The 23,724-nt window shown below is 54.2% G+C and carries 25 protein-coding genes and 1 tRNA gene; 2 read left to right on the forward strand and 24 right to left on the reverse strand.

The window, feature by feature from the left end:
* Positions 1-212 precede the first annotated feature (212 nt).
* The 6 genes from E8D52_04850 to E8D52_04875 are packed head-to-tail and all read right to left on the reverse strand — an operon-like array spanning position 213 to position 7,792.
* The gene (locus E8D52_04850) at positions 213-4,439 is read right to left on the reverse strand and encodes a hypothetical protein (GenBank protein TKB69699.1); all 4,227 of its coding nucleotides are present in this window, start codon (positions 4,437-4,439) and stop codon (positions 213-215) included.
* 52 nt (positions 4,440-4,491) lie between these two features.
* A complete protein-coding gene (locus E8D52_04855) occupies positions 4,492-4,806 on the reverse strand; it encodes a hypothetical protein (GenBank protein ID TKB69700.1) in 315 nt (104 codons plus the stop codon).
* A gap of 59 nt (positions 4,807-4,865) precedes the next feature.
* Complete coding sequence (locus E8D52_04860; GenBank protein ID TKB69701.1) at positions 4,866-5,498, reverse strand: hypothetical protein; 633 nt, start codon at positions 5,496-5,498, stop codon at positions 4,866-4,868.
* Between the two features lie 20 nt (positions 5,499-5,518).
* A complete protein-coding gene (locus tag E8D52_04865; protein ID TKB69702.1) occupies positions 5,519-6,655 on the reverse strand; it encodes a hypothetical protein in 1,137 nt (378 codons plus the stop codon).
* A gap of 18 nt (positions 6,656-6,673) precedes the next feature.
* Positions 6,674-7,192, reverse strand: a complete 519-nt coding sequence (locus E8D52_04870; protein TKB69703.1) for a hypothetical protein — start codon at positions 7,190-7,192, stop codon at positions 6,674-6,676.
* A 12-nt stretch (positions 7,193-7,204) separates the two neighbouring features.
* A complete protein-coding gene (locus tag E8D52_04875; protein ID TKB69704.1) occupies positions 7,205-7,792 on the reverse strand; it encodes a prepilin-type N-terminal cleavage/methylation domain-containing protein in 588 nt (195 codons plus the stop codon).
* A 256-nt stretch (positions 7,793-8,048) separates the two neighbouring features.
* On the opposite strand from E8D52_04875, the gene E8D52_04880 reads away from it, so the two are divergent.
* The gene (locus E8D52_04880) at positions 8,049-8,369 is read left to right on the forward strand and encodes a PilZ domain-containing protein (GenBank protein ID TKB69705.1); all 321 of its coding nucleotides are present in this window, start codon (positions 8,049-8,051) and stop codon (positions 8,367-8,369) included.
* Positions 8,370-8,403: 34 nt separating this feature from the next.
* On the opposite strand, the gene E8D52_04885 is transcribed toward E8D52_04880, so the two are convergent.
* From E8D52_04885 to E8D52_04910, 6 genes are all read right to left on the reverse strand, one after another.
* Positions 8,404-10,131 carry a type II/IV secretion system protein gene (locus E8D52_04885; protein ID TKB69756.1) on the reverse strand — a complete coding sequence of 576 codons (1,728 nt, stop codon included), beginning with the start codon at positions 10,129-10,131 and terminating at the stop codon, positions 8,404-8,406.
* 186 nt (positions 10,132-10,317) lie between these two features.
* Positions 10,318-11,784 (reverse strand): hypothetical protein, encoded by a 1,467-nt coding sequence (locus tag E8D52_04890; protein ID TKB69706.1) that lies wholly within the window; start codon positions 11,782-11,784, stop codon positions 10,318-10,320.
* A gap of 10 nt (positions 11,785-11,794) precedes the next feature.
* Positions 11,795-12,553, reverse strand: coding sequence for a hypothetical protein (locus E8D52_04895; GenBank protein ID TKB69707.1), 759 nt, complete (start codon positions 12,551-12,553; stop codon positions 11,795-11,797).
* Positions 12,550-13,035 (reverse strand): type II secretion system protein, encoded by a 486-nt coding sequence (locus tag E8D52_04900; GenBank protein TKB69708.1) that lies wholly within the window; start codon positions 13,033-13,035, stop codon positions 12,550-12,552. The genes E8D52_04895 and E8D52_04900 overlap by 4 nt, the downstream gene beginning before the upstream one ends.
* Positions 13,032-13,463 (reverse strand): type II secretion system protein GspH, encoded by a 432-nt coding sequence (gspH, locus tag E8D52_04905; protein TKB69709.1) that lies wholly within the window; start codon positions 13,461-13,463, stop codon positions 13,032-13,034. Before gspH ends, E8D52_04900 begins: the two co-directional genes overlap by 4 nt.
* A gap of 296 nt (positions 13,464-13,759) precedes the next feature.
* Positions 13,760-14,545, reverse strand: a complete 786-nt coding sequence (locus tag E8D52_04910; protein ID TKB69710.1) for a prepilin peptidase — start codon at positions 14,543-14,545, stop codon at positions 13,760-13,762.
* A gap of 148 nt (positions 14,546-14,693) precedes the next feature.
* Between E8D52_04910 and E8D52_04915 the strand changes: the two genes are divergently transcribed.
* Complete coding sequence (locus tag E8D52_04915) at positions 14,694-14,972, forward strand: response regulator transcription factor (GenBank protein TKB69711.1); 279 nt, start codon at positions 14,694-14,696, stop codon at positions 14,970-14,972.
* On the opposite strand, the gene rlmB is transcribed toward E8D52_04915, so the two are convergent.
* From rlmB to E8D52_04975, 12 genes are all read right to left on the reverse strand, one after another.
* The gene (gene rlmB / locus E8D52_04920; protein TKB69757.1) at positions 14,959-15,711 is read right to left on the reverse strand and encodes a 23S rRNA (guanosine(2251)-2'-O)-methyltransferase RlmB; all 753 of its coding nucleotides are present in this window, start codon (positions 15,709-15,711) and stop codon (positions 14,959-14,961) included. The two genes, E8D52_04915 and rlmB, sit on opposite strands and share 14 nt — an antisense overlap.
* A gap of 10 nt (positions 15,712-15,721) precedes the next feature.
* Positions 15,722-17,194 (reverse strand): cysteine--tRNA ligase, encoded by a 1,473-nt coding sequence (locus E8D52_04925; protein ID TKB69712.1) that lies wholly within the window; start codon positions 17,192-17,194, stop codon positions 15,722-15,724.
* Positions 17,195-17,205: 11 nt separating this feature from the next.
* Complete coding sequence (locus tag E8D52_04930; GenBank protein TKB69758.1) at positions 17,206-17,832, reverse strand: DedA family protein; 627 nt, start codon at positions 17,830-17,832, stop codon at positions 17,206-17,208.
* An 8-nt stretch (positions 17,833-17,840) separates the two neighbouring features.
* Positions 17,841-18,653: a 5'/3'-nucleotidase SurE gene (gene surE / locus E8D52_04935; protein ID TKB69713.1), complete on the reverse strand. Its 813-nt coding sequence runs from the start codon at positions 18,651-18,653 to the stop codon at positions 17,841-17,843.
* 107 nt (positions 18,654-18,760) lie between these two features.
* A tRNA-Pro gene (locus tag E8D52_04940) sits at positions 18,761-18,837 on the reverse strand.
* Between the two features lie 75 nt (positions 18,838-18,912).
* Positions 18,913-19,263 carry a MerR family transcriptional regulator gene (locus tag E8D52_04945; GenBank protein ID TKB69714.1) on the reverse strand — a complete coding sequence of 117 codons (351 nt, stop codon included), beginning with the start codon at positions 19,261-19,263 and terminating at the stop codon, positions 18,913-18,915.
* Positions 19,264-19,465: 202 nt separating this feature from the next.
* Positions 19,466-19,741: an integration host factor subunit alpha gene (locus E8D52_04950; protein TKB69715.1), complete on the reverse strand. Its 276-nt coding sequence runs from the start codon at positions 19,739-19,741 to the stop codon at positions 19,466-19,468.
* A 140-nt stretch (positions 19,742-19,881) separates the two neighbouring features.
* Complete coding sequence (locus E8D52_04955) at positions 19,882-21,531, reverse strand: citramalate synthase (protein ID TKB69716.1); 1,650 nt, start codon at positions 21,529-21,531, stop codon at positions 19,882-19,884.
* Between the two features lie 125 nt (positions 21,532-21,656).
* Positions 21,657-22,067 carry a HEPN domain-containing protein gene (locus tag E8D52_04960; GenBank protein ID TKB69717.1) on the reverse strand — a complete coding sequence of 137 codons (411 nt, stop codon included), beginning with the start codon at positions 22,065-22,067 and terminating at the stop codon, positions 21,657-21,659.
* Complete coding sequence (locus E8D52_04965; GenBank protein TKB69759.1) at positions 22,051-22,344, reverse strand: nucleotidyltransferase domain-containing protein; 294 nt, start codon at positions 22,342-22,344, stop codon at positions 22,051-22,053. Before E8D52_04965 ends, E8D52_04960 begins: the two co-directional genes overlap by 17 nt.
* A 63-nt stretch (positions 22,345-22,407) precedes the next feature.
* Positions 22,408-22,590 (reverse strand): hypothetical protein, encoded by a 183-nt coding sequence (locus tag E8D52_04970; protein ID TKB69718.1) that lies wholly within the window; start codon positions 22,588-22,590, stop codon positions 22,408-22,410.
* Between the two features lie 239 nt (positions 22,591-22,829).
* Positions 22,830-23,717, reverse strand: a complete 888-nt coding sequence (locus E8D52_04975) for an Mrr restriction system protein (protein ID TKB69719.1) — start codon at positions 23,715-23,717, stop codon at positions 22,830-22,832.
* Positions 23,718-23,724: the final 7 nt, after the last annotated feature.

The following is a 23,724-nucleotide window of genomic DNA, read 5'->3' on the forward strand; positions in this document are numbered from 1 at the left end:
CAGGCGGCTGATTAGCTTTTGGAGATTCACTGGATCGTGATGTGCAGCCAGGAACGGGCAGAGAGATGATCGTTACCAGAACACAGACTGACGCAATCCCTCTCCGCGATCGCTTCCACGAATGCGACTGAACGGCTGTTCTTCCCAAACATGCTTGAGAAGAACAGCCACACTGCTCGCCGGATGTTTGTACTTCTCTATGTTGCACTCGGTCACTCGCGCAGATTGATCCAAGCGATGAACCGACTCGTGACACTTCCAGGGTTCGTGCAAATCGTGTTGGTCAATCCCGCACTCGATTGCATCATTCCTGTAATGCCGGACTGACACCCACTTCCACCAGTCCCAGCGCCACCAGTGCCCCAACCCTGGGCACCGATGTGAACGGCCATCACCGACAGCATTCCTGTGCCTTGACCGATATCGACCCTTGAATTCGCCATCGTACTGCTCCCCGATGCGGAGGTCCCTAGGACAGGGGTGCTCATGGCACTCCCAGTTTGATAAAACAGACCGTAGAGATACCCGTCACCAGCTGAGATACAGAGATCGTCCTGCGGCACATAGGTGGGGTAGAACACGATTCCGCCGAGTACCGTCGGCGAGGTGATCGACCGCTCCCGTGTGGTCGTGAGATTGGTAAACCAACCGTCCTTGCTTTGCACCAGACCTTGCAATGTCGTGGTTGGATCTGTTCCTTGAACCTTTTGAACTCCTGAAAGCGCTGTCGAAGTGACTTGATTCGTCCCTGTTGCACAGACGACACATACGGCAACGTCGGAGACATTCACGAGGCTAGTCGCCTTACAACCGTCTATGCTCCCCTCTGTACAACTATCACTCAGTACCGAATCTTTGATGCCATATAAGCGCTGTGATTCGGAGTTGGTCTTGTCGGGATTGCCATAGAACCGCCCCGTTCCAAAAAAGAGCCACAAATTGTTGGCATCATCGACCGCAAGGCCAGGAGCGGCCACCATGGGCCCGGCTTCTATTGCGGTCCCTGACGGATAGGGTGAAAAGTTATCCAACACCTCGGTAGGCACGCGGCTTCCCGACAAATCATATCCCCACGTCGAAGACGAACAGGGCGCCGTGAGACATCCACCCGCGGTCAACCGGTACATCCGCCCTCTCCAAGGAAGACTGTTGTCATGGATCACTGACCCGCCATAGACCGCATCGGCACGATAATCCAAGTCACGATCCACGCTGACTAAATCGCCGACGAAGGTATTGAGATCCCCTCCTGAGGCACTCTTTATCGGAAACGTCTTGAACACATTGGATGCACTGCCCCCTGTGCCCGTCTTGGGGCCGACCTTGATATCAACCGCATAGAATTTCCCTGTCTGCCCAATTTGGCCCTCATATCCGATTGCACCTGATCCAAACACAGCAATCCACACATCATCACAGGGACCGGTAAGAGGACAGGTATTCGAACCAGGCGGATTCATTCGTGCGATTGTGGGATAGCTGGTCGATAACCCCATGCCAGCATCGCTGAACGACCAGAGGAGCTTAGGCTCCGCATCAGGATCCGTAATATCGAGGGCAAAATAGGCAGTGTAGAACGTTCGGTTGGTGCCTCCGATGCTCACCGTCATGGGAGCAGCACCACCTGCGCCACAAGCCCCACAGCTCCCACCCATGCGAAATCCCCCGATGAGAATCGTGCCCCATCCGTTCGGGTGGATACAGCCCGCAGCCACTGGATTACTACAGGCCGGCTCGGGAGTGAAGATACGAACGTCCGTCACTTTCGGCTTAAGATCCACATAGTACACATGCGTATAGTCGGCTTGCGCCAACCAGCGGAGATGCGGCAAGAGTTGATAGGGGATGAGGCCCCAGAGTTCATCGCCGAGCTCTTGTCCCCGCCCATCACTCGTCGGGGTATTGGAGAACCATCCATGCTCCACCACCCCGGACGTAGTAGTATCGTCGCCCCGGTTATAAAATCCCCCGTTAAAAGCATGGAGCATCCCATCATTCGCTCCCACATAGGCGACATGTCGTCGGTTCTTCCAGCGCTTGAAGAAATTCAAGTAGCCTGGATCGCCGTAGATAAAGTCGTACGATTCCCTCGGCTGGGAGACGACCGTCGGTGTGGAATGCACGGGGTCGCCGAATTTCCATACGGATAGCCCCAACCCAGGCACTGTTAACCGGCGATCACGGAGCTGAGCCGACCTTGGACATGGCCCACCAGCACTGGTGTCATAACAACCTCGAATGAACTGAATGATATCGGTTGATTTAAACGGATTGGTGGCCGGTGCATCGGCATCGGCCCTGAGATACTCCTTCAACAAGGCTGCGCTTGCCGTCGTGAATGGGATGACTTCTCCTGATGCCGCCGTATGAGTCCCGTCCGTTTGGCCTTTCGTATCTGTCCCTGAGTCAACCACGCCATCATTGTTGGCATCGACCCAGGTTAAGATTCGGCGACTCGCGTGGTCTAGCTTGGCGAGTTGCTTGCCAGCCTCCCAAATCGCCTTCACCTCTCTCAAGGGAATAGTTGGAAGAGGCGCTGTGGGATTGTCGGCTTTCCCGTCAGCATCGCTATCCAGAAACCGTTGTACACCGACATCGCCGGTCGTTGGATCGATAATCGTCTTCACGATATAGTCATCCGCCAACGTGAGCTTGTTATCCTCCAACGTATCTTCTCGGAGATTTCCAAACTTATCCACCCAGAGTCCCTGAGTAAATCCAGTCCATCGGACATCCGCGTTGGTCGCCGGCTCTTGCGTGCTGGGGTAAAAAAATGATTGATAGAGTGCGCCTTCTCCCGTCCCGGATGTCGCCAAGACCGAAATGGAGGTTCCGGATTGACTCCGACGGAGAATACTATTGATAGCAGAGATAAATCTGTCGCGCATATCGTCGGCGTTTGACGATTCAAAATACGTATCGGGAACGCCATCGGCGCCTAATCCACCGGTGTAGTTGTTGTACTGATCCCACACATCGCCCGCATCAAATGCCAAGTTGTTGTTGCGATCTTCAAATCCTCCCATCTTGGAAGCATCCTGAAGAAGTTTTGAACCACTGCCGAAGGCATAGAATGTATAGACAACCAGATTTTGGACACCGGGAATGTCTTTTCCCGTTGCGTCCGATCCATTGAGATTCAGGCCTGGAATGGTGGCCTGCCGAAGATCCGTCGTGTGGGCATAGTACGCGACATCGTCCAGATAGTGGCTGCCATTCCCTGTGCAGGTATCGGCATTGAGCCCCCCATAATACGCTGAACAATTGTCGTGATGATCGACTTGCCCGTTCGCATCGTGATTGATCATTCCCCCGCCATGAGAAATATGTGGCTCCGACGCATGCACCTCCGTACAACCAGCGGCGCCTGCACAGTGGCCAATGAACCCGACAGGCGCATGAGCATTCGCTGTATGTGCTTTATCCCTGATGGTCGAGGGAATGTTTAAGTCCTGGGTCGGTTGCCCATCTGTGAAAATCATGACGAAGCTCTTACAGCATTTCACATACTGGGGAACGTCCGACCATGGAGAGGTGAAATAGTACGGGTCTTTGTTCAGAACATTATGGGAATAATCTGAGTTATTATACGCCGGAGGGACCTGGGCGAAATATCGCGTGGCTTCATACAGCGATTCTCCCAAGGGTGTCCAGGTAGAAGCGGGGGTGTTTTGAATGGCATTCACCATGGGTGTCATGCCGGAACCGACATCCGCTAAAACTTTCCCCCCGTCTCCCGCCCCTTTGAACTCCATTAGCCCGAATCGCGCCTTGTCCCCTACTTGTTGGATAACACCCATCGGTTCAGAAGCGATGTCGACACTAAGCGAGTGGGATGTGCTGCCCCCATTACAAGCTGCTCCACCATACACGATAAGGTTATTACCACTTCGATCGAAACATCTCGTGCCGGCGTAGGACGTGACTCCCGTTGCATTGGACGTCAATGCTGTAAACCGGTCGGTCGTTTCATAATTGAGCTTTCCCCCAGGGTAACAGGTTCCATTGACTGCTCGTGGGGAACACTTACCGCCCATCATGACCCACTTCGCAACCTCCATGCGGGACATCGTCATATAGTTGAGAAAGTTCCCGTCCCAGGGATAGGTAGCGCCACAGGTCGGCGCCGTCGCTGCTCTTGAAGTTCCGATTTGGTAACGACTGGATCCATAGCTATAGCAGAGCGTAGGATCGAAATAGCCGTAGTACGCCTTGGCAGGATTGTAGGCTTCGTTGGCATGGTGGTACGCGGAGTTATCCATGCTTCCCGAGTTATCCATTAGTAGAAGAATGTTCGGCGCGACGGCCTCCGTCAGGAACGGTGGTTCGCTCGTATATTGCGACAGGGTCTGAGCTGATACCGGTGACGATGCGCCCCACCAGAGACTCGCTGCAACAAGGGCAACGTGCATAGAGGTGGCGGTGGTACGACCATTCATGATGATTTCCTCCTTACACTCAAGCGTCTTCGGTCTCGCTTAGTTCGTCTGCTTAGCTCGGAACCCACAACACGAGCCGGTCAATGCGTCCTTTATGGTCGAGATGGAAGAGCACCCTTTCCCCTTGGGCAATAGCCTTCAAGCTCACGGGATTTTCATACTGGTTTGTGATCGTGGCCGCTGAGAGGATTGGATAATGCGTGTTGTCGATTTGTATCCCGGCCCCTTGAATACCCGTCACTTCGCCGGCCTTGAAATTCGCATAGGGATTCTTATCCTCATGGGCCAGTGCGTGAGGGACGGTCACCAACGGGACAGCTCCTGCACCACCGACAAGAAACAAAACCGGCAAACAACTTGCGAACACATATGATCTCACTGCTTGCATGTTCCCATGTGACCACGCGTATAACATCGATGCCTCCCTTAGATCTTCCGCTGACAGCTTTCGCCCCCTGCACTGACACAGGCAAAAACCGCCTGAATCCGACTCATCGCACCGGTTGCCGTCAGTGTGGCCGTACAATCGATTTGATAGATGGCTTCTCCGCCGCCGCCTGCAGCCCCCTGAGCGGCACCTTCATAGCCAGCCGCAAACTGCAACGATCCACCGACCTTGTTCTTGAAGTAGAGGCGATCGATGTCGCCAACGACCGCAAAGGGCCCGGCAGTCATCTGAATATCGGGAGACGCACCAGCGACGTCTGCGTTATTGTTCGCCTGCCCCATGATTTCTTGCGTGAGGGTAGGTGCGATCGCGCCTTCGGCGTTTGCGGGAACCACCGCCGCAGGTCCGACATAGCTGAGAGGGACTTGCCGTTCCTGCAAAGTCTGCATGATCACGTTGACGCCGGTCCCTATACAGGACTCAGCCGCTGCCGCCGCTGCGTCCGTGGAGTTGGCAAATCCAGCCATTCGATTCTCCAGCCCTGTCATCGTCATCGCAGCAATCCCAAGCGCCGTCATCATGAGGATGGTCAGAAACACACCAAAGAGAGCAAAGCCTCGCTCATTATTCAACACTCCGTACCGTCTTGGTTTTGGGCCTATTGTTCCCACGCTATATCTCCTTCGCATCACTATCGCCCTGGATTGCGTACCTCTATCGTTCGAACGAACATGCGCCGTCTGGTCGACGTATAGGGTGGATTGAGCCCTGCGAAATCACCAGCCGCAAAGAGCCCAGCGCCATGGTTGTGATCTGACACTTGCAATGGTTGAGCTTGCATAACACGACCAGTCACGATCCCTTCTCCCACTCCTTGATCTACGAAACGTTCGCGCCCGACGATGCTGGCTTGCACTAAACTGATCTTGTCCGGCGTCATGGGCGCACTATTCCAAGCGTTATTACTTACAAAGTCTAACTGATCAAACCCAGCAGCACTCCCGACCTGATTATCAATGATGCCGTCCGGAATGCCGCCATTCAGCGCCAGAATGCACCCGTCGCAGGCGTAGGTAAATTGTATGTCTTCAATTTCATCAGCAATGGACAGGCAGCGACTATTTGGCGTATTGCAATCCAAGCCCCCTGTGCCCACGCCCCGCACCAAACATGGGGAGCGACCGTCACAGAGCCCATTCGCATCCGGCGGCGGAATGATTTGATAAGTGATGCACTGGAGGAGATACACCGGCGCGTTTGCGCCAAAGGCCACCGGAGCTGGAACCGGCGTGATGGTGAGGGTCGATCCACCGACCGCGGTTACCGTGGCGGTTGAGCTCCCTGCAACACTCACCGTGGCTCCTATTAAAGTGCCTCCGCCCCACTCAGCGGTCATATCTGTGACGGCCTGAAGGGACAAGAGCGTAAATGAAATAAAGCCAGGGCCGATTGGGGCTTGTAGTACCCAGGGCGGCCTGGTCGCCGTCCCCACTGGATTTCCAAGCGGCACAACCAGGCTGATACGATCCGAACCTGTGTCGGGCCCAGCGACGACATTATCCAGAGGGACAATGGCGGTTGGACAATTGCCCACTGCCCCTATCGATCCGAATCCTGCCTGCCTGATATCTCGGGCAATCATTTCCATGGCGTTTCGCACATTCTGCTGCGTTTCTCCCGTTTGCCCTGTGGTAGCATTGGACCGTTCGAACGACGTCACCACGGCAAGTCCGGCGGCCACGATACCCACTGCAATGGTCCCGGCAAACATCAGCTCGACCAACGTCATCCCGTCTTGATTGCTCGTCTGACGCCTAGGCTTTTCCATATTCGGCCGACTATCCCTTCACTCTGGTGCTATGGTGGTATCCAACATAACTCTTCTTGGAGCCGCAGCAGTCGTGCCCATATTTCGCCCAGTCCACGTGATGACGACATTCACTCTGCTCTGATTCAGCGGTGGAATGGTTACGACCGGAGTGACGGTCACTACCCCTCGCACCCCAGTCAGCACCGATGCCTGACTGATCCCTGAGGCGCCTTGGTTCGTCATCATTGCTTGCCACTGGACACAATCTCCCTGCGCCATTGTCTGGTTTGCAGGAAAGACACATGGATTGGGAGGGGGATTGGCGGTGTTGATATCCATGTTGGCATAAGCCGTGACATTTCGACGGTTGAACTGGATCCGCTCCAGCATTTCCGAAGCCAAATTGGTCGCGAGCGTGAGTTCCGTCGAATCGACGTTGCGCGTGATGGCAATCCCTTGCATCGCGCCCATAGCGATCACGCCAACCGACAAGATCACGGTGGCAATCATGCCTTCCAGTAGCGTGAATCCCGATTCGGTTCGTACGATCTTCATGATCCCTTCCCGCTAACGAGTCCCCATGCAGAATTGACTTGGACACCAGTCCACCACACCGCGCGGATTGATGCGGATGGCATAGGTGGTCCCCGCGTCATTGACAAGACCAATAACTTGGTTTTGGGATAACGGCACGTTTCCTCCGACTCGAAACCCCATTGCATTGAACTGGACCGTGGCAATCGGTGCTGCCGTAAAGACAGGCGCCGTTGGCACACCTCCGGTTTGATTTGCAATGCCATTTATGCGGGTGATCTTGCTCGATGCTGTAGAAAGTACCGCTAATGTATTCGTATTGATGGTCGTTACTGTGACCAGGGTAGGAACAACTGCGATAGTCGTAGTGACAGGTACATTTCGGCTCATCGATGTCATGCGTGCGACCGCCAATTCGTTCCGGACAACCTGAATCGCTTCCTTCAGGTCCGCGCGAGATTTCCAGACTCCGAAATTAGCTCCTCCAATGCCTGCGATCACTCCGATGATCGCGACGACAATCATCAATTCCAAGAGCGTATATCCACTCTGCCCCCACCGTCTTCGATTTGATCCTCTTGCTGGTTGCACCATGGCACCTCCTGACCGAGCAAGGGGCATGCCGCTCTCAGTAAGACGTGGCCCCCTTCTAACCTCCTGATTTGATAGGGTTCATCCACGATGGCGCCAACCAAATTCGGTCATTTTGTGCGCCTACGTACGACAATTTTCGCCTAGAACGGTGTACGGAGTTTGTCTATGGGGTGGCGATCCAGCACTGGAGTTATGCGAGTAATCGTTCCTGCAGATGACAGAGGGTAGGACAACAGGCGGAGGATCGGGTAGGATTCAATCTACAGAGGTGTGAAGGAATCGTATGAAACAAGAGCTTCGCAAGGTCCAGCGGTTTGCCGTCCAGCTTCCTTGCACATTGTGCAGCAATGAAGTCACGTCGGACGGAACTGTCTTAGACCTTTCTGCACAGGGGTGTGCCATCACGACGGAGCACCTTCCATCGGTCTCGACCTACATTACACTGGATATCGAGCTTGTAAATGGCGAGGGGCCGGCTACGATCGAATTGGCTGGAGTTCGCTGGGTTTCCGGGCACCGATGTGGGCTGGAATTCATCCGCGTTCGACCCGATATGCTCATGAAACTGAAAGCATTTACCCTCTTGTTAGAGCAAACCCCCTAAGCAGGTTCAACTGGTCGATTCTCTCCTCACAAAGCTACTTTATCGCAACAGCTCGGACTTGCCGATAAGTCGTGAGACCTCTCAGCACCTTCTGGATCCCATTCTGCAACAAGGTGACCATTCCATCCCGCATTGCCACGCTGAGAATTTCGGCTGTCCTCGCTTTGGCCTGGATCAGATTCTTAATGTCTTCAGACCCAACCAGGAGTTCGTGCAGCGCCACCCGTCCCTTAAACCCGCTGTGATTGCAGATCTCGCAACCACGCCCACGAGAGAGGGTCCAGTCTTCCGTGTAGGGAACCCCTAGCTTGCCCCAGCATTGCGCTCCATAGCCTTGCACGAGTTCGTCATACTCTTGCTGAGTCGGATGGTAGGTTTCTTTACAGTCAGAACAAATGCGCTTGCAGAGGCGCATGGCCAGCACCCCCAACATCGCATCGGCAAAGTTGAACGAGTCGCAACCCATGTCCAGCAGTCGAGTGATTGTTTCTACAGCGCTGTTGGTATGGAGCGTGCTCATTACCAGATGACCCGTGAGGGACGCTTCAATCGCGATATCGGCCGTTTCTTTGTCGCGCATTTCCCCGATCATAATCACGTCCGGGTCGGCTCGAAGGAATGCGCGCATTGCCGTGGCAAAGGTAAACCCGATTTTCGGATGCACCTGAACCTGCCTCAAACCTTCCTGCGTGATCTCGATGGGATCCTCTGCAGTCCAGATCTTTCGCTCATCGGTGTTGATGTGTTTCATGACGGCGTGCAGCGTGGTGGTTTTCCCTGATCCAGTCGGCCCCACGCAAATAAAAATTCCATGCGGATGTTCGGACAGTTCTTTAACGGTCTGCAGCACGTCTTGGGAAAAGTCCATGGCCTCTAAGGGCATGGTGTCCTTTGCCGTGAGAAGACGCAGCACTACATCTTCGTTGTTTCCTGCAGTAGGTAAGGTCGCGACCCGCAATTCGATTTCACGATCTTTCCCTAATTTATACCGGATTTTTCCGTCCTGAGGTTTCCGCCTTTCAGCGATATCCAGATTGGCCATGATCTTCAACCGCGACACAATGGCACGCCGATAGACGGCAGGAATCCGCATATAGGTAAAACAGGTTCCATCGACACGGAACCGTACCGCCGTTTCCTTGCGATCCGAATAGGGCTCAATATGGACATCAGAGGCCCCTAATCGATACGCCTCAGCGATCACCTGGTTCGCGAGACGCACGATGGCTGAATCGTTTTCATCGATCTCTCCGGACTCGGCCTCGCCGTTTCGTTCGATGCCCGCTTCATCGACGAGTTCGCCCAGAATCTCGGTGATCGATCCCCCATTGGCCTGACCTGTTGCGACAAGGAGATATTGTTCGATATCCCGCCGAAGCCCGACGGAGAAGCGTGTCGTCGTCCCAGGGAACGCACGTCGGATATCCAAGCCTTTCTCCAGATCGTGCGGATCATTGATGACAATGTCGAGGACAGTCCCCTGTCGTTTCAATGGAATCCAGGCACTTCTTCTGAGGTAGTCGAAACTGAGGTTTTTCAAGAGCTCCGGGTCGATGACGGTGCGCTCATCATAGGAAACGTAGGGGCATTGGTAGAATTCGCTGAGCGCTGACCCGAGGGCAGACCTCGGCACGCGGTACTTATCGAGCAAGAGAGTCTCCAGATCAATTTCCCGTGATAGAGATTCTTCTATTGCGGCATCGAGGTCTGCCTGTTTGATGAGCCCACGATAGGCGATACAGTCTAAGAGACTGCGCCCCATTGTCATCTTGCGAGGTGGTTTGGCCATCGATAGCTTTTTCAGACTGGCAGCCGAGAGGATCTGCCGCTTCTGATGAGTCTCAACGCTTTGCGTGATCATTCTATCTCATCCTTTCACATCGACAATAAGAAGTTGTTTTTATGTCTCGGTCTTTCTCACTGAGAGCACTCGAGCTTCGTCTACAGCTCAATATCGCGTCATCCATGTACCAGGGGCACGATAGACCACGGGCAATCCACGATAGAGCCCTCGACTGAGATCGTGGTCATACCACACCTCCAGTGTGCTTCCTGAGCTTGCAGAGGTAATCGTCCCACCTGCTGCCACGGCTCCATACACTCGGACTCTTCCGGCTATCGTCATATCCCCGCTTGCGTGGAGCACCCCGTTGACATGCACGCCCGAGAGTTGAACGGGCGTCCGAGCGATAGCGGTCCCCTGATCTGACAGAGGACTCAGGACCTTGATGGACTGTCCTGATCCACTGGGAGCAAGCACAATGTGGCCTTGCACAACCGCCATGCCTTCAAAGTACGGATCCTGTAATCTGACCACCCCGAGATTGTCCAGGCGGGGGGCCGTCTGATCGAGCGTGTCAATGAAGATCAGACCCTGCTGATCCCCGTTTCCCTGTGATCGGAATACCTCGTCAGGGGAGATGCCACGTCCTGGTTCGACAATACCTTGCGGATACAGAAGGCCTTCGCGATCAATGGCGAAATAGCGACCGAATCGTTTTGCCACTCGCTTGAGGTGCTCATAGGGCCACTGATCAAGGCCAACGCCAGGAGTCGGATTCTGACCTATGTGAAGGTTGTGGGGGAAACTGGGAGTCTGTTGGGATGCTACATGTGTCATCTGAACCGTCCCGCCTATCCACGCTTCCGCCCATCGATCTTCTCGTGGCATCATTTCGTCATAGGCCTGCCCGGTGACTGGAGCAAGCGCACTCTTCAGTGGGATCTCATCAAGCTGTGAGAGAATCAGATCACCCCCTACCTTTAACTCACCCCAATGCACAGAGACAGGTGACTCACTTCCTGGCTGGAAGCGGCCGAGCTGCCGACCCACCTGCACAGCGGCTCTTAACGGCGGTACGTCCAGCGCGCCCAACTGCATGAGGATCGATTGCCGAACCGGGGGATTGGTATGTGTTACAACCGTGGTGTCGATCGTACACAGAAGGCCCGGCTTTGACGGCGCATAGACTTTGACATCTTCCATCTGTCCTACATGGGCCATGGTGCGAAACATCCCTATCTCGGGATCATTCAATAGTCTGTTATCCGCGGGATTGGCTGCCTGTAACCGGACATCCGGCTGATCCGCCGTGCCCACGAATTGTGATCGGCCAGACGCATCAAAGAAGGATGGTGCTCCTTCCCTATCGCGATGTCTCTTTTCACGAAGAAACGACAGTTGAGGTAAGTCCGTCGTTGTCTGGGGACTGTGAAACCAGGCCACCACCAACTCACCGGCTCCATCGGCCAGTTGTTGGGCAACCGATGCCTGGTTTGCTAATCCAGCACTGACGACCTCTTGTCCGGCGAGATTGAGAAGCGTTGCACCCAACAGCGAGAGCATGAGCGCGACGATCATCGCTCCCAGAAGCGCAATTCCCTGCTGACCATCTTTGATAGTCCAATAGAACATGTCTTCACTCCTATGATCGAAGGCTCACTTCCCGCATCATTCGATGCAGGGAGTGATGCGACTCAATTTCAAGCACGACTCGCTTCACGAGCGATGGCTGCTGGGTGACATGCCCCTGCTCGTCCCAATACGAAAAATGTAGATCTTCCACATCTCCGATGAGCGTATTCGCTCCCCCATCGACCATCCGCATGAGGTTCACTGTTCCGTTTTCATTTCGTTTGGTGTAATAACCCACCCGATTGTTGACTTCCACAAAGGCACCAGCGGGAAAAGACGAGGCTACCGGCTCAGTTAAGGTCAGCTGATAGTGCTGCCCTGACCTGGAGAGTCGATGGTTTTCGCAGGCCTGCTGACCACAAATGATGACGGTCTTTCCCTCACTCCATCCCCTGCCATCCTGCACCGGAATAACTGATTGCCCCGGCATAACCGGACCAGTTGTCATCGTTCGATGGGCGTTGATATTGGCGTGAAAGCGAAATGCATCCGAAGTTGTTGAGACGATCGACTCGGCAACCGCCAAACGAGCCTCTTGTTCGAACACCTCTAGCCCTAGTCGGAGGTCTTGCTGGTGTCTCAGATCCTTTTGCTGTTTGCTCGCATGCACCTGCGCAACATTGAAGGCATTCAACGCTGCAGCCAATACGATCACTCCGGCCGTCAAACTGACCATCAATTCGGTTAGACACACTCCACTCTTGCCGAATAGAAGGCCGATGGAGCGCCGGCTCCGCCTGGCCAACCTGGTGGCATCTTCTTGATTCATCGTTGCCCCACAAAGTTTGGGTTGGTTCGAATGGTTGCCACCTGCACTTCTCTCTTGTGGCCGTTAAGGCCTGAGTAGGACGCGACCGCTTGTATCCTCACCATGGTGGCGGAACGCAGTGGCCCTGGATGTTCAGCTTCAATCGTCCACACGACCGTCACCCCGTCACGCTCGTAGCCGGCTGTGTAGATCCCATCACCCGCCGTTATGTCAGAGCCTTGGCCATCATCGGCCATAAGCGTTTCTGGAATACCATCGTGATCGAGGTCATCGTCCAGAAGAGACTGCCAGCGAACGGACCGCTTGGCTTCCAGCCGTGCCTGGGCCAACTCGATTGCCTTGCTGTTCAAGCCGCCCTGTCGTATGTGCCTGGACGACACCTCCACTGCGCCCAGGGTACCCATCAGCGCAACTCCTGCAATCACCATCGCTACCATCACTTCGATCAGACTGAAACCATCATTCTTCATTGTTCGCCTCATAGGAGTGAGACCCGGCCCGTGATGCTCACAGTGAGCTGCTGGGTCTGCCCTTCTAGACTGTGAAGTTCAATCGTCGTGGCACTGGCCGAGCGTCCGTTTGGATGGAAGAGGATTTCCGGCCCTGCGCTGGGCTCTTCGATCACAATCCCCGTTCCTCCATAGTGATACGTGTGATGCGTGGTCTCAGTGTTGACGAACTGAGTAGTAAGGGCCTGCTGTTCTAGATCGACGATGATTCGAACACGATCTCGATAGGTCATGGCTAGCTGTCGAGCAAGGCGCAGTTCCGAAGCGATTTCTTCGGTCGTACAACGGACCTGAGTGCGCGAGTTGAGGACCGAGTAGTTGGGGAGGGCCATCGTGGCGACTATCCCTATAATCGCCACGACCACCATGAGCTCCATCAATGTCTTGCCTTCTTGTTTCATACTCTCCTGACAATGTCTGCACTGGTTTGGTAGTGCGACGCTATCTCAAAACTCGTGCCACTCGTAATTGAGGCCTCCATAGATTGACTCCAAATCAAGCGAGGGCTGACAAAAGGTACCTAAGCTATTGAATCGATGGAACCAAATAGCGCGAATAGAAGAACGGTTCAGGATGATCAGGAAGGCATATCGTCTCGATGGAAGGAAATGATCGTAGATAGGAGTAGTACCTCAAGAGATACAGTTCTTGACAGAAGAGATACAGTACGAAATGGGGGGATCGGCCAGGAGAGCCGTTATCCGGCCAATAGCCCTTGATACCAATCAAGGAGAAACTGGCCAAAGAAGAGTGAAACCAGCGCACCACAAACCAGAAACGGTCCGAAGGGAATATAGTCTTCTCGCTTGATCACCTGTGTGGCGATCAATGTAAGCCCCACAAGTGATCCCAGCAACGACCCTACCATGATCGTCATCAGGGCAGGCTTCCATCCCAGAAACGCACCTATCATCGCCAGAAGCTTGATGTCCCCTCCCCCCATCCCCTCCTTGCCAAAGAGATAGGGGCTGGCCCACGCTAAAAGCCACAGGATTCCACCTCCGACGAGAACTCCCAACATGCTATCCAGGAAGCCAAGAGGTAGAATGGTCGCGGCACAGACGAGGCCCACAATGATCCCTGGAAAGGTTACGGCATTGGGGATGATCTTATGAGAAAGATCCGTCCCAGCTACCACAAGGAGGGCTGAATAGAGCAAGCAGTACGCCGCTGTAGCCCAGCTTGGGCCGAAGAACCAGAAGAGCCCTACATAACCTAAGGCATTCAGGATCTCGACCATGGGATAGCGAAAAGGAATGCGTACGCCACAATGCCTGCACTGTCCAGCCAACACCACGTAACTGACGATGGGAATGTTATCGTACCAGGCAATGAGATGGGTGCATCTTGGACAATGAGAGCCAGGCCATGCAATCGATTCCTGCCGTGGTAACCGGTAGATACAGACGTTGAGAAAACTGCCGATGAGGGCGCCAAAAAGTCCGGCAATCAGGAGCAGGAACAGGATTGGTCCGTCATGCATAATTGCCCAGAGTTCTTTCCCTACTCAGCAACCCTACTAGGGCCGAAGTGCCTTTCTTTACATTCGTGAAGGATCGTTCCATAATAGCTTTGTTCGATTATGAGTATACCTGAAGCATAGACCTACGTAGTATGGAGAACTAACCATTATGGCGAAGGCAACTGGAAAGCCACGGCCTCGGAAATCTCTTGCCAATCTTGAACCTCCTGCGCGCACAAAGCGGCCTGAGTCGCTCACGTCACGCGAACAGGAAATTTTGGAATTGATCTGGGCGGGATTTAAGAACAAGGAAATCGGGCAACGGTTGAAGATCAGCGTCAAAACCGTTGAAGCCCACCGCGCCAATATGATGAAAAAAATGCGCGTGTCGAATACGGCTCAACTGCTGAAGATGGCCATCCAGGGTGGCGCACTCAAGATCCGCTAGAGTCAGGCCGGTCCTGGGTTGCTCGGCGTTGACGAACCGCTTCGAAGAGGACGATAGCTGCAGCGGCGGACACATTCAACGATTCAACCTGGCCGCTCAGAGGAATGCGGACGCATTCATCGCAATGTTGCAAGACGCCAGGTCGGATTCCCGTTCCTTCCCCTCCCAGAACGAGCCCAACCGGTCCTCGGAGATCGACATCCGTAAATATCTTGTTCGCCGAGGGGATCACCCCGTAGATCCACACTCCAGCCGCCTTTAACGACTCAATCGATCTGCTCATATTGGTCACGCGCGCAACGGGAATGTGATCGATCGCTCCGGCCGAAGCTTTGGCCACCACTGAAGTCAATCCGGCGGCTCGGCGTTCGGGAATAAACACTCCGTGGGCACCCGCGCCCTCTGCCGTCCGAAGTACGGCGCCAAGGTTGTGCGGGTCTTCGACTCCATCTAGAATGACTAAGAGCGGCAGCTCGTTCCGTTGTGCGGCGCGAGCCAGAATCGATTCTTCCGTTTGATAGGCTTTTGCGGCGGCAAAGGCGACGACGCCCTGGTGCTTGCCGTTAGGAACAAGACGATCGAACGAAGCGAGGGGCTGAACATGAATGGGAACACGCTGAGATCGAGCTAGCTGGACCACATCAGTGAACTGTTTGTCGGTTCGAAGAACCAACAGACGTTGCAATGGCCTGTTTCCGGCTTTCAGCGCTTCGCGTACGGCATGGAGGCCGTAGAGAATTTCCTGTGCCTCAGCGCTTCCATCGGGTTGTGCCATCAGGTTTGTCCTCGATGATGATGCCAAGGGATTTGAGCTCTCCCCTGATTTCGTCAGCCCTCTTAAAATCTTTTGCCTTTTTGGCGTCAACTCGTTCACACACCCTTCGGTTAATTTCAGCATCGGACAAGGACGTAGATGCGAAACCAATCGCGTTTCGAGCTGAGGGGTCCCGTTCTGAATCCACCCTTATCCATCCGAACTGCCATGTATCCAATTGAAACAGTCCAAAGTTCCCCCCAAGACTCCGAAACGCTTCTCTGGCGGTTTTGCGTGCAGGTGTAGATACGCCTTGACTGAGTAGTTTATTGACGTGGCCTTTCATGTCTTGTACGGCAGCGATCGCTTCGGGTGTATTCAGGTCATCATCCATTGCAGAGTGAAACGCAACCCTACACCGTTCGATCACTTCACGAAGCTCCTCGTCAGCTGCGGTTTTTTCTTCTGGCTCGTCCAATCGTTTAAAGAGATCATAGAACCCATTCAGTGCGTTCTTTGCCTCTTTCAATGCCTGATCAGAAAAATCGAGCGGCCCGTGGTAATGAGTTGATAGGAGAAAGTATCTGAGAATTTCTCCCGTGATCTCTTCAGGCCATTCCGACTTCTCGAAAATCTCCCGAATCGTGAAAAAGTTTCCCAGCGACTTTGACATCTTCTCTTTGTTGACCTGCACAAACCCGTTGTGGACCCAATAGCGCGCGAATTCTTTTCCTGTCGCTCCGCATGATTGCGCAATCTCGTTCTCATGGTGTGGGAAAATGAGATCCATCCCACCGCCATGGATGTCGAAGGTTTCACCGAGGTGCCGGATCGACATAGCGGAGCACTCGATATGCCAGCCTGGTCGCCCTAGCCCCCAGGGGCTTTCCCATGTCGGCTCACCGGGCTTACTGCTCTTCCATAGCGCGAAGTCCATCGCGTGGCGCTTCCGTTTATCCACATCCACACGCGCGCCGGCTTGCAAGTCCTCGAGTCGTCGTTTTGACAGCCGTCCGTACTCAGGATACTTGGAGACTTCAAAATACACATCCCCGTCCACCACGTACGCCAACCCCTTTTTGACCAATTGTTCTGTGAGTTTGATGATGTCGGCGATATGCTCCGTGGCCTTCGGCTCCTCCGTCGCAGCTTGGATGCCCAGCTTGCCCATATCCTCATGGTAGGCCTGAATGTATTTGGCCGTCACGGCATCACACGAAACACCTTGTTCATGTGCCCGTTTGATGATCTTGTCATCGACATCGGTGAAGTTCTTCACAAAGGTCACCGCATAGCTACTGTATTCCAAGTAACGCCGGAGCACGTCGAAAACCAGCGCACTCCGCGCATGGCCGATATGGCAGTAGTCATAGACAGTCACGCCGCACACATACATCCTCACCGTCTTTGGCGCGATCGGCTCAAACGGCTCCTTCTTTCCCGTCAGCGTATTGTAGATCTTGAGCATGTGAAGACCCGCTATGGAGTGGTGGGGCTACGCTTCGGCCAATGGGACCAGAGAAAATACCCGAGAGCAAGCGCCAAGAAAATACCGATGACGATATCGAATTGATGAAAGTAATCCCGAAGATGTTCCCACTGTTCACCCATTTTCACACCGATATAGGCGAGGAGATAGCACCAGGGCAACGCTCCAACAAAGGTGAAGACGACGAACCGCGGAAAATTCATCTTCACAATGCCAGCCGGGAGCGAAATGAACGTCCGCACGACCGGGAGCATTCTGCCAAAAAAGACTGCAGCTTCGCCATATTTTGCAAACCAGCGATCGGCCACATCCAGATCGTGGTGCGAAACCAAGAAATACGGTCCATAGCGCTCTGCAAAGGGTCGTCCTCCCCAGACGCCCGCGTAGTAGGCCACGATCGAACCGAGCACATTGCCGACCGCTCCGGCCAGCGTGACCCCGAGCATCGTAAACTGCCCGGTCGTGACCAGGTAGCCTGAAAACGGCATGATGATTTCGCTCGGCAGCGGAATGCAGGCACTCTCAACGGCCATCGTGAAAAGGATCCCGCCATAGCCAAATCGTGAGATACACGCAATGACAAACCGGCTCAACTCACCGATGATGGTTTCGATCAACCCTCCCATCACGCCTCTCGTTGCCCGGTACGGCTCGATCGGCGACCACGCGATTGAGATTTCTTGGTCCCCTGGTTCATGATCGGCTCCCACGCGCGGAAATGATCCAGCACCCCGTGGTGAGTGCTATCCAGGCGGATCGGTGTGATGGAGACAAACCCTTCTTCGATCGCCTCGTGGTCAGCATCCTTACTACGACTCCACGAGACCCGCTGACCTGCAATCCAATAATACTTGCGTCCGTGCGGATCAAGTTTTTCAATGATGGGATTATCAAACCGCCTTCGGCTGAGACAGGTGACCCGCACCCCTCTCATGCCTCCTCGCGGGCGATCTGGGATATTCACGTTCAGAAGCGTCTCCTCGGGCAGACCATGAGCAAGCACAAGACGCGCGACACGTGCACCATAGATCGCGCCAATTTCAAATCGAAATGCCTCCTGCCCTTCTTGCGACACGGCTACGGACGGGATGCCAAGGATGGTTCCTTCCATCGCCGCCGACACGGTCCCTGAGTACAGCACATCATCGCCGAGGTTGACCCCTTTATTAATACCGGAGACGACAATGGCGGGCGGTTTCGGCATGACTTTCAGTATCGCAAGGTTCACGCAATCCACCGGGGTCCCATTCACGGCATACGTGCGTGGACTCAGTTGGTGCAGACGTAATGGTTTATGCAATGTCACAGCGTGAGCGACGGCCGTGCGTTCCCGATCTGGAGCAACAATCCAGACTTCACCGATCGCAGCCAGTGCCTTTGCCAAAGCTGCGATCCCCGGCGATTGGATACCATCATCATTGGTGACGAGGATGCGCATGGTTATGCTTCAACAAAAAGAGCTGCCCGAGGCAGCTCCGATATCCGAACCGAGCATTCGGCGAGACTCCGCAACTCCCAATGCTCTTCATACTGCACAAGGGAAACTGGTCGGGGCGGCGGGATTTGAACCCACGACCACTCGCACCCCAAGCGAGTGCGCTACCGGGCTGCGCTACGCCCCGACACGTTCATAAATCTGGGCATCCCCATCTTGACCGATGACCAGGGGATTGTTTTCAGTAAACCTACCCTTTTTCTCATGCTGAATGCGAGTCGATAATTTTGAGAATAACTTGAAGATCCCCTCTCAACTTTTTAGCGACCTCTCGTGGACGCACCTTACGAGACGCAGCGCGCCCACGACGTACCCAGTATCGCTTCACACCATCGAGGGTATGGCCCTCCTCATAGAGCATCCGCTTGATTTCCAGCACGGTTTCAACATCTCGTTGCACATAGAGGCGTTGATTCCCTCGACTTTTTTTTGGCTTCAGAAACGTAAACTGAGATTCCCAGAAACGGAGCACATACGCGGGAAGCTTCGTCAGCTGACTCACTTCTCCGATTTTATAGAAAACCTTGCTCCCCAGCCTGGGTTCAGTTCCCATGACCGGCCTCACCGTGCGCCTTGTATTGGATTGACGGAGCCGAGCTGGTTGTTGTGTTGACCTGTCTGCTTTGTTTACGCAGGATGATCAAAAAGACCGCCCGCAAGGCCGCAGCGAGCGAGAAGCCGAATCGTACCATGTGCCGTACGGTGAGGCTTTGACCAATGCGAGAACGACGCGGGTGGTTGTTTTCAGCATCCTGCTATGAATTGACGTACTTTTTGAACACCTGGCTTGGTCGAAACGTCACGACTCGACGGGGGGTAATTCCAATTTCCTCTCCGGTTCGAGGATTTCGGCCCTTTCGGGCTCCCTTGCTGCGGACAACAAAATTTCCAAACCCCGCGATTTTGACCGATTCTCCCTTCTGCAAGACAGCCTTCAACATGTTCAGGACAAACTCAACGATATCAGCGGCTTCATTTTTTGAAATGCCGACTTGCTTGAAAATCTCGTCAGCGATATCCGCCTTTCTCATACCACCCCCCTACGTGACCACTGCAACTCGCCGCGAGTCTGTCTGATCGACTTCTTTCGCAAAGCGATGAGTTTTGCTTAAGTTACGTGAGGTTATGAAACCTGTCAAGAATAAATTTGGCTCATGCTCATGAAAAGACTCTACTTCTTCGCGAGAAGTTTGTATTCGATGCTATCAACGAGAGCCTGCCATGTCGCCTCGATGATGTTTTCTGAGACCCCGACCGTCCCCCACTTGTCCTTATGATCTCCCGATTCGATCAAGACACGCACCTTTGACTCGGTTCCTCGATTCGCCGCCAGGACGCGCACCTTATAGTCAAGAAGCTTCACTTCTTGAAGCTGAGGATAGAATTGTTCCAACGACTTTCTCAGCGCATGGTCGAGTGCGTTGACCGGTCCAGCCCCGACAGCCGCCGTATGTTCGACCACATCGCCGACTTTGACCATCACCGTGGCTTCGGAAAGAGTCGTTCCATCCTCCTGCTTCTTTTCAACAATCACACGAAATCCGAGTAATTGAAACGAGGGCCGATGACTCCCCATGGCCTTTCGCATCAACAATTCGAACGATCCTTCGGCGCCTTCGAATTGATAGCCCTGACTCTCTCGGTCCTTCAGCGTATGGATCAGCTCGTCGACCTTGGCGTGGTTCTTTGCAAGCGTGATCCCGTACGCTTCAATTTTATCGAGAAGCCCGCTTCGTCCTCCGTAGTCGGAGATCAGCATCCGTTGTCGATTCCCGACTCGGGCCGGATCGACATGTTCATAGGTCGCCGGATTCTTCAGCACGGCATGAATATGCACGCCCCCTTTGTGCGCAAACGCGGAATCGCCGACATAGGGTTGATGCTTATTCGGCATCAGATTCGCGATCTCCGTGACAAACCCTGACACATCCTTCAGATGGCTCAATCGATCGGTCAAGGCTGGACGCTTCATCTTCAGTTCTAAATTCGGGATGATCGAGCAGAGGTTGGCATTCCCACACCGCTCTCCGATTCCATTGATCGTCCCCTGGACCTGCCGGATGCCCAATTCGATCGCCACCAGGGAGTTGGCCACGGCCATATCACAGTCGTTATGGGCATGAATGCCGAGCGGCACCCGACACTCGCGTTGAACCACGCTACAGATCTCGCGGACCTCCCACGGCATGGCCCCCCCGTTGGTATCGCAGAGGATGACCCGCTCGGCTCCAGCCTCCACCGCTTTGCTGATGGTGGCAAGCGCATACTCCGGATTGGTCTTGTATCCATCGAAGAAATGCTCTGCATCGTAGAACACCCGGCGTCCTTTTCCGTGGAGATACGCGATGGAATCAGCGATCAACTCTAAGTTCTTGGTCAGCGAGATGCCAAGCGCATCGGTCACGTGGAGCGACCAGGTTTTCCCGAAGAGGGTGATGGTTTTGGTCTCGGCGGCGAGTAAGGCCTGGAGATTGGGGTCTTTGCGAGCAGTATTACTGGCCTTTCTGGTCGATCCAAACGCGATCACGTCGGCGTGCTTCAGCGGAATCGTCTTGATCATCCGGAAGAATTCAATGTCTTTGGGATTCGCCCCAGGCCAACCGCCTTCAATAAAATGAACCCCAAGGTCATCCAACTTTTGCGCGATTCGCACTTTGTCTTCAGCAGAGAAGCTAACGTCCTCCGCCTGAGCACCATCACGCAAGGTGGTGTCGTAGATTTCCAATGCTGCAGCCTGATCGGCAGACGGTTTCACAATAGGAAGTGCGCGCTGCTCATGGGCGGCGCGGGGAGAGCGAGGCTGTGTGGTTTTGCGGGCCATGAGGGGAGAGGGTACCAGGAGCGAGGCTCCCCTGTCGAGACGTCAAGGTCCGAGCAACTACACGCGTCCCTTCTGCACTTTGGAGCGTGGCGTTGCAGCCCTATGCCAAGACTCAAGGCCATTCCTTACCCTAGACAGGTGGGTGGAAGAACGAGGCGAACTGCGTCGCGAACGGCTCGCGCCGCCTCAACAGCATGCAGCGCTTCATCTCGTTCGACTGGCTCCCAGACGCCAGGATATCGCCCCTCGATCACATAGGGGTTCAATCGGTCCAAGAGTCGCGGATCGATGGGCAGAGGGAACTCTTTCGGGAGAAGAGCGTACAGCTCCGTTAGATCATGAATCTTCGGAAAGTCGATCCGGTGAAACACGAGCAGCGCCTTAAGATATTTCTCACCGCATTGTTGGGCGTGGAAACCGACGGTGTCCCAGGGAATCTCTTTCGCAGCGAGATTATTCTGAATGTTCAACAAATCGTGCTCGGCTTTGCTCACCCATGACCGGACAAGATCCTCGATCTTAGGCCGCTCGGTCATAGAGGACCTTTCCTTCCTGACGGGCCGTCCGGATCACCGTCCCTGGAGCATCACGATAGGCTTCGAATTCCTCTGGGGTCACGACGATCACATCTTTTGGAACGCCCATCCCGGCCAGAAGCCCGTAGATCTCGACAGCTCGTGCCCGTTTGGACCCGTGGGGATGCATGACGACCAGCAAATCCACATCGCTATCCGGGCCGGCGGTCCCGCGAGCATGGGAACCGAAAATGATGACTCGCTCCGGATTGAACCGCGTGACAATGCGCCGCACCATCTCGGTGATTGCGTCTTGGATGAAGGTCGTTTTCAAGGCTGTGTGTGTCATCGCACATCTCGGTCAACCGCTGTGGGGGGCTATTGTGGCACAGTCACAACAGCGCGTCGAGCAGCCGCTTTGGTTTCGCTTCCCATCGAGCACAAAGATATTATGGGTTTGGTGAACCGGAGAAATCCGGCCGACGTTCCATACCAGCATCAAGCCGCCCTGTTCAATGGGCGCAATGGTGTCTAGTTTGCTCATGTCAGAGCAGTTCACTCCTGGTCCTCAGATAAATCATGTACAATCTGTCAGGATATCTCGAATACCTTCAGCACTTCGTGTGCCGTAGTCGAATGCGACAAGTTTCAGTACTCGCCATCCACGGTCGAATCACTCAAAAGAGTCCAGGTGCCTGCTCTTCAACAGACACTCTCGTTCGGGCAACGGTATACGCTTAAGGCCAAACGCGGCCCCCCAATTCATTGGGCCAGACCGGAATTTCATTTGCTCGGAGCCAGGAAATAGACAGGCTTCAAAGGCAATAGCTGACGATCTGCTTCTTCAACTTTTGCATAGTGCTCGAGCCAGAGATCAAAAAGCTGCTCCAATCCAAGCAAAGTGATTTTTCTTTTCTCTTGGGTCCTGGCTTCATTTTCCGCTTCTCGGGTAAACCCTCCTGCTGAGACGAATAGCCCAACATCCTGATCCCCAAGAACAGCCATAAAAGAACGGAGACCATCGACGGCAATCTTGTCTGAACGTCGCTTCACCTGCACCTTGATTCGAGGCATGTTGATTCCAAGCGGATCGGTGTGCGCCAGGATGTCAATGCCTCCATCACGACCGGGAGGCGCTATCCAAGACACATGGTAACCCATAGCGCGTAAGAGGGCCGCAACGAGGTTCTGAAAATCATATGGGCTCATGGAAAGGAGGTGTTGTTCGATACTGTTCCAAGCTGATTCTTCAGCTTCTTCATATGTACCGGACACATCCGCTGCTTCGACTTCAGCAGCCTCCTCTTCCATCGGTTCAGGGCGATTGGCAGCCCATTGTCGGTATAGCCGCCTGGCTTCAGATGTGAACTTCTCAGGATCTTTGAAGTCTTTGTAAGCCTTCAGGCCCTGCTCAGTTACGGTCCAGCGCCCCTTGGACTTCAGGATCCATCCCGCCTTTACCGGCCCGATCGTTGCAAACCGCACAATTTTTTCGAACCGGCGGACACCAGGATTATTGGGATATGAACTTTGCTCGAAAGGCGTAAGTGTGATGGAATCTTCCACTTGCTTCAGCACATCTTGCGCCTGGAGCCCTTCCGGGTGGTCTTTTAGCACTTCGATCACTTTCCTGACCAACTCCCCGCGCCGCTTTGTTGTGATCTCAGCCATCGAAGCA

This window comes from Nitrospira sp., assembly GCA_005116745.1.
GTDB lineage: Bacteria > Nitrospirota > Nitrospiria > Nitrospirales > Nitrospiraceae > Nitrospira_D.

Bases quoted from the DNA above. Each gene is read 5' to 3' on its own strand.
- E8D52_04975 (TKB69719.1), bottom strand. From the start codon at position 23,717: ATGGCTGAGATCACAACAAAGCGGCGCGGGGAGTTGGTCAGGAAAGTG.
- E8D52_04870 (TKB69703.1), bottom strand. From the start codon at position 7,192: ATGAAGATCGTACGAACCGAATCGGGATTCACGCTACTGGAAGGCATG.
- E8D52_04915 (TKB69711.1), top strand. From the start codon at position 14,694: ATGGCGAAGGCAACTGGAAAGCCACGGCCTCGGAAATCTCTTGCCAAT.
- E8D52_04965 (TKB69759.1), bottom strand. From the start codon at position 22,344: ATGGTGCGGCGCATTGTCACGCGGTTCAATCCGGAGCGAGTCATCATT.
- E8D52_04875 (TKB69704.1), bottom strand. From the start codon at position 7,792: ATGCCCCTTGCTCGGTCAGGAGGTGCCATGGTGCAACCAGCAAGAGGA.
- E8D52_04850 (TKB69699.1), bottom strand. From the start codon at position 4,439: ATGAATGGTCGTACCACCGCCACCTCTATGCACGTTGCCCTTGTTGCA.
- E8D52_04885 (TKB69756.1), bottom strand. From the start codon at position 10,131: ATGGGGCGCAGTCTCTTAGACTGTATCGCCTATCGTGGGCTCATCAAA.
- gspH (TKB69709.1), bottom strand. From the start codon at position 13,463: ATGAAACAAGAAGGCAAGACATTGATGGAGCTCATGGTGGTCGTGGCG.
- E8D52_04880 (TKB69705.1), top strand. From the start codon at position 8,049: ATGAAACAAGAGCTTCGCAAGGTCCAGCGGTTTGCCGTCCAGCTTCCT.
- E8D52_04925 (TKB69712.1), bottom strand. From the start codon at position 17,194: ATGCTCAAGATCTACAATACGCTGACGGGAAAGAAGGAGCCGTTTGAG.
- E8D52_04960 (TKB69717.1), bottom strand. From the start codon at position 22,067: ATGACCGAGCGGCCTAAGATCGAGGATCTTGTCCGGTCATGGGTGAGC.
- E8D52_04970 (TKB69718.1), bottom strand. From the start codon at position 22,590: ATGAGCAAACTAGACACCATTGCGCCCATTGAACAGGGCGGCTTGATG.
- E8D52_04955 (TKB69716.1), bottom strand. From the start codon at position 21,531: ATGGCCCGCAAAACCACACAGCCTCGCTCTCCCCGCGCCGCCCATGAG.
- surE (TKB69713.1), bottom strand. From the start codon at position 18,653: ATGCGCATCCTCGTCACCAATGATGATGGTATCCAATCGCCGGGGATC.
- E8D52_04910 (TKB69710.1), bottom strand. From the start codon at position 14,545: ATGCATGACGGACCAATCCTGTTCCTGCTCCTGATTGCCGGACTTTTT.
- E8D52_04950 (TKB69715.1), bottom strand. From the start codon at position 19,741: ATGAGAAAGGCGGATATCGCTGACGAGATTTTCAAGCAAGTCGGCATT.
- E8D52_04945 (TKB69714.1), bottom strand. From the start codon at position 19,263: ATGGGAACTGAACCCAGGCTGGGGAGCAAGGTTTTCTATAAAATCGGA.
- E8D52_04900 (TKB69708.1), bottom strand. From the start codon at position 13,035: ATGAGGCGAACAATGAAGAATGATGGTTTCAGTCTGATCGAAGTGATG.
- E8D52_04890 (TKB69706.1), bottom strand. From the start codon at position 11,784: ATGTTCTATTGGACTATCAAAGATGGTCAGCAGGGAATTGCGCTTCTG.
- E8D52_04865 (TKB69702.1), bottom strand. From the start codon at position 6,655: ATGGAAAAGCCTAGGCGTCAGACGAGCAATCAAGACGGGATGACGTTG.
- E8D52_04895 (TKB69707.1), bottom strand. From the start codon at position 12,553: ATGAATCAAGAAGATGCCACCAGGTTGGCCAGGCGGAGCCGGCGCTCC.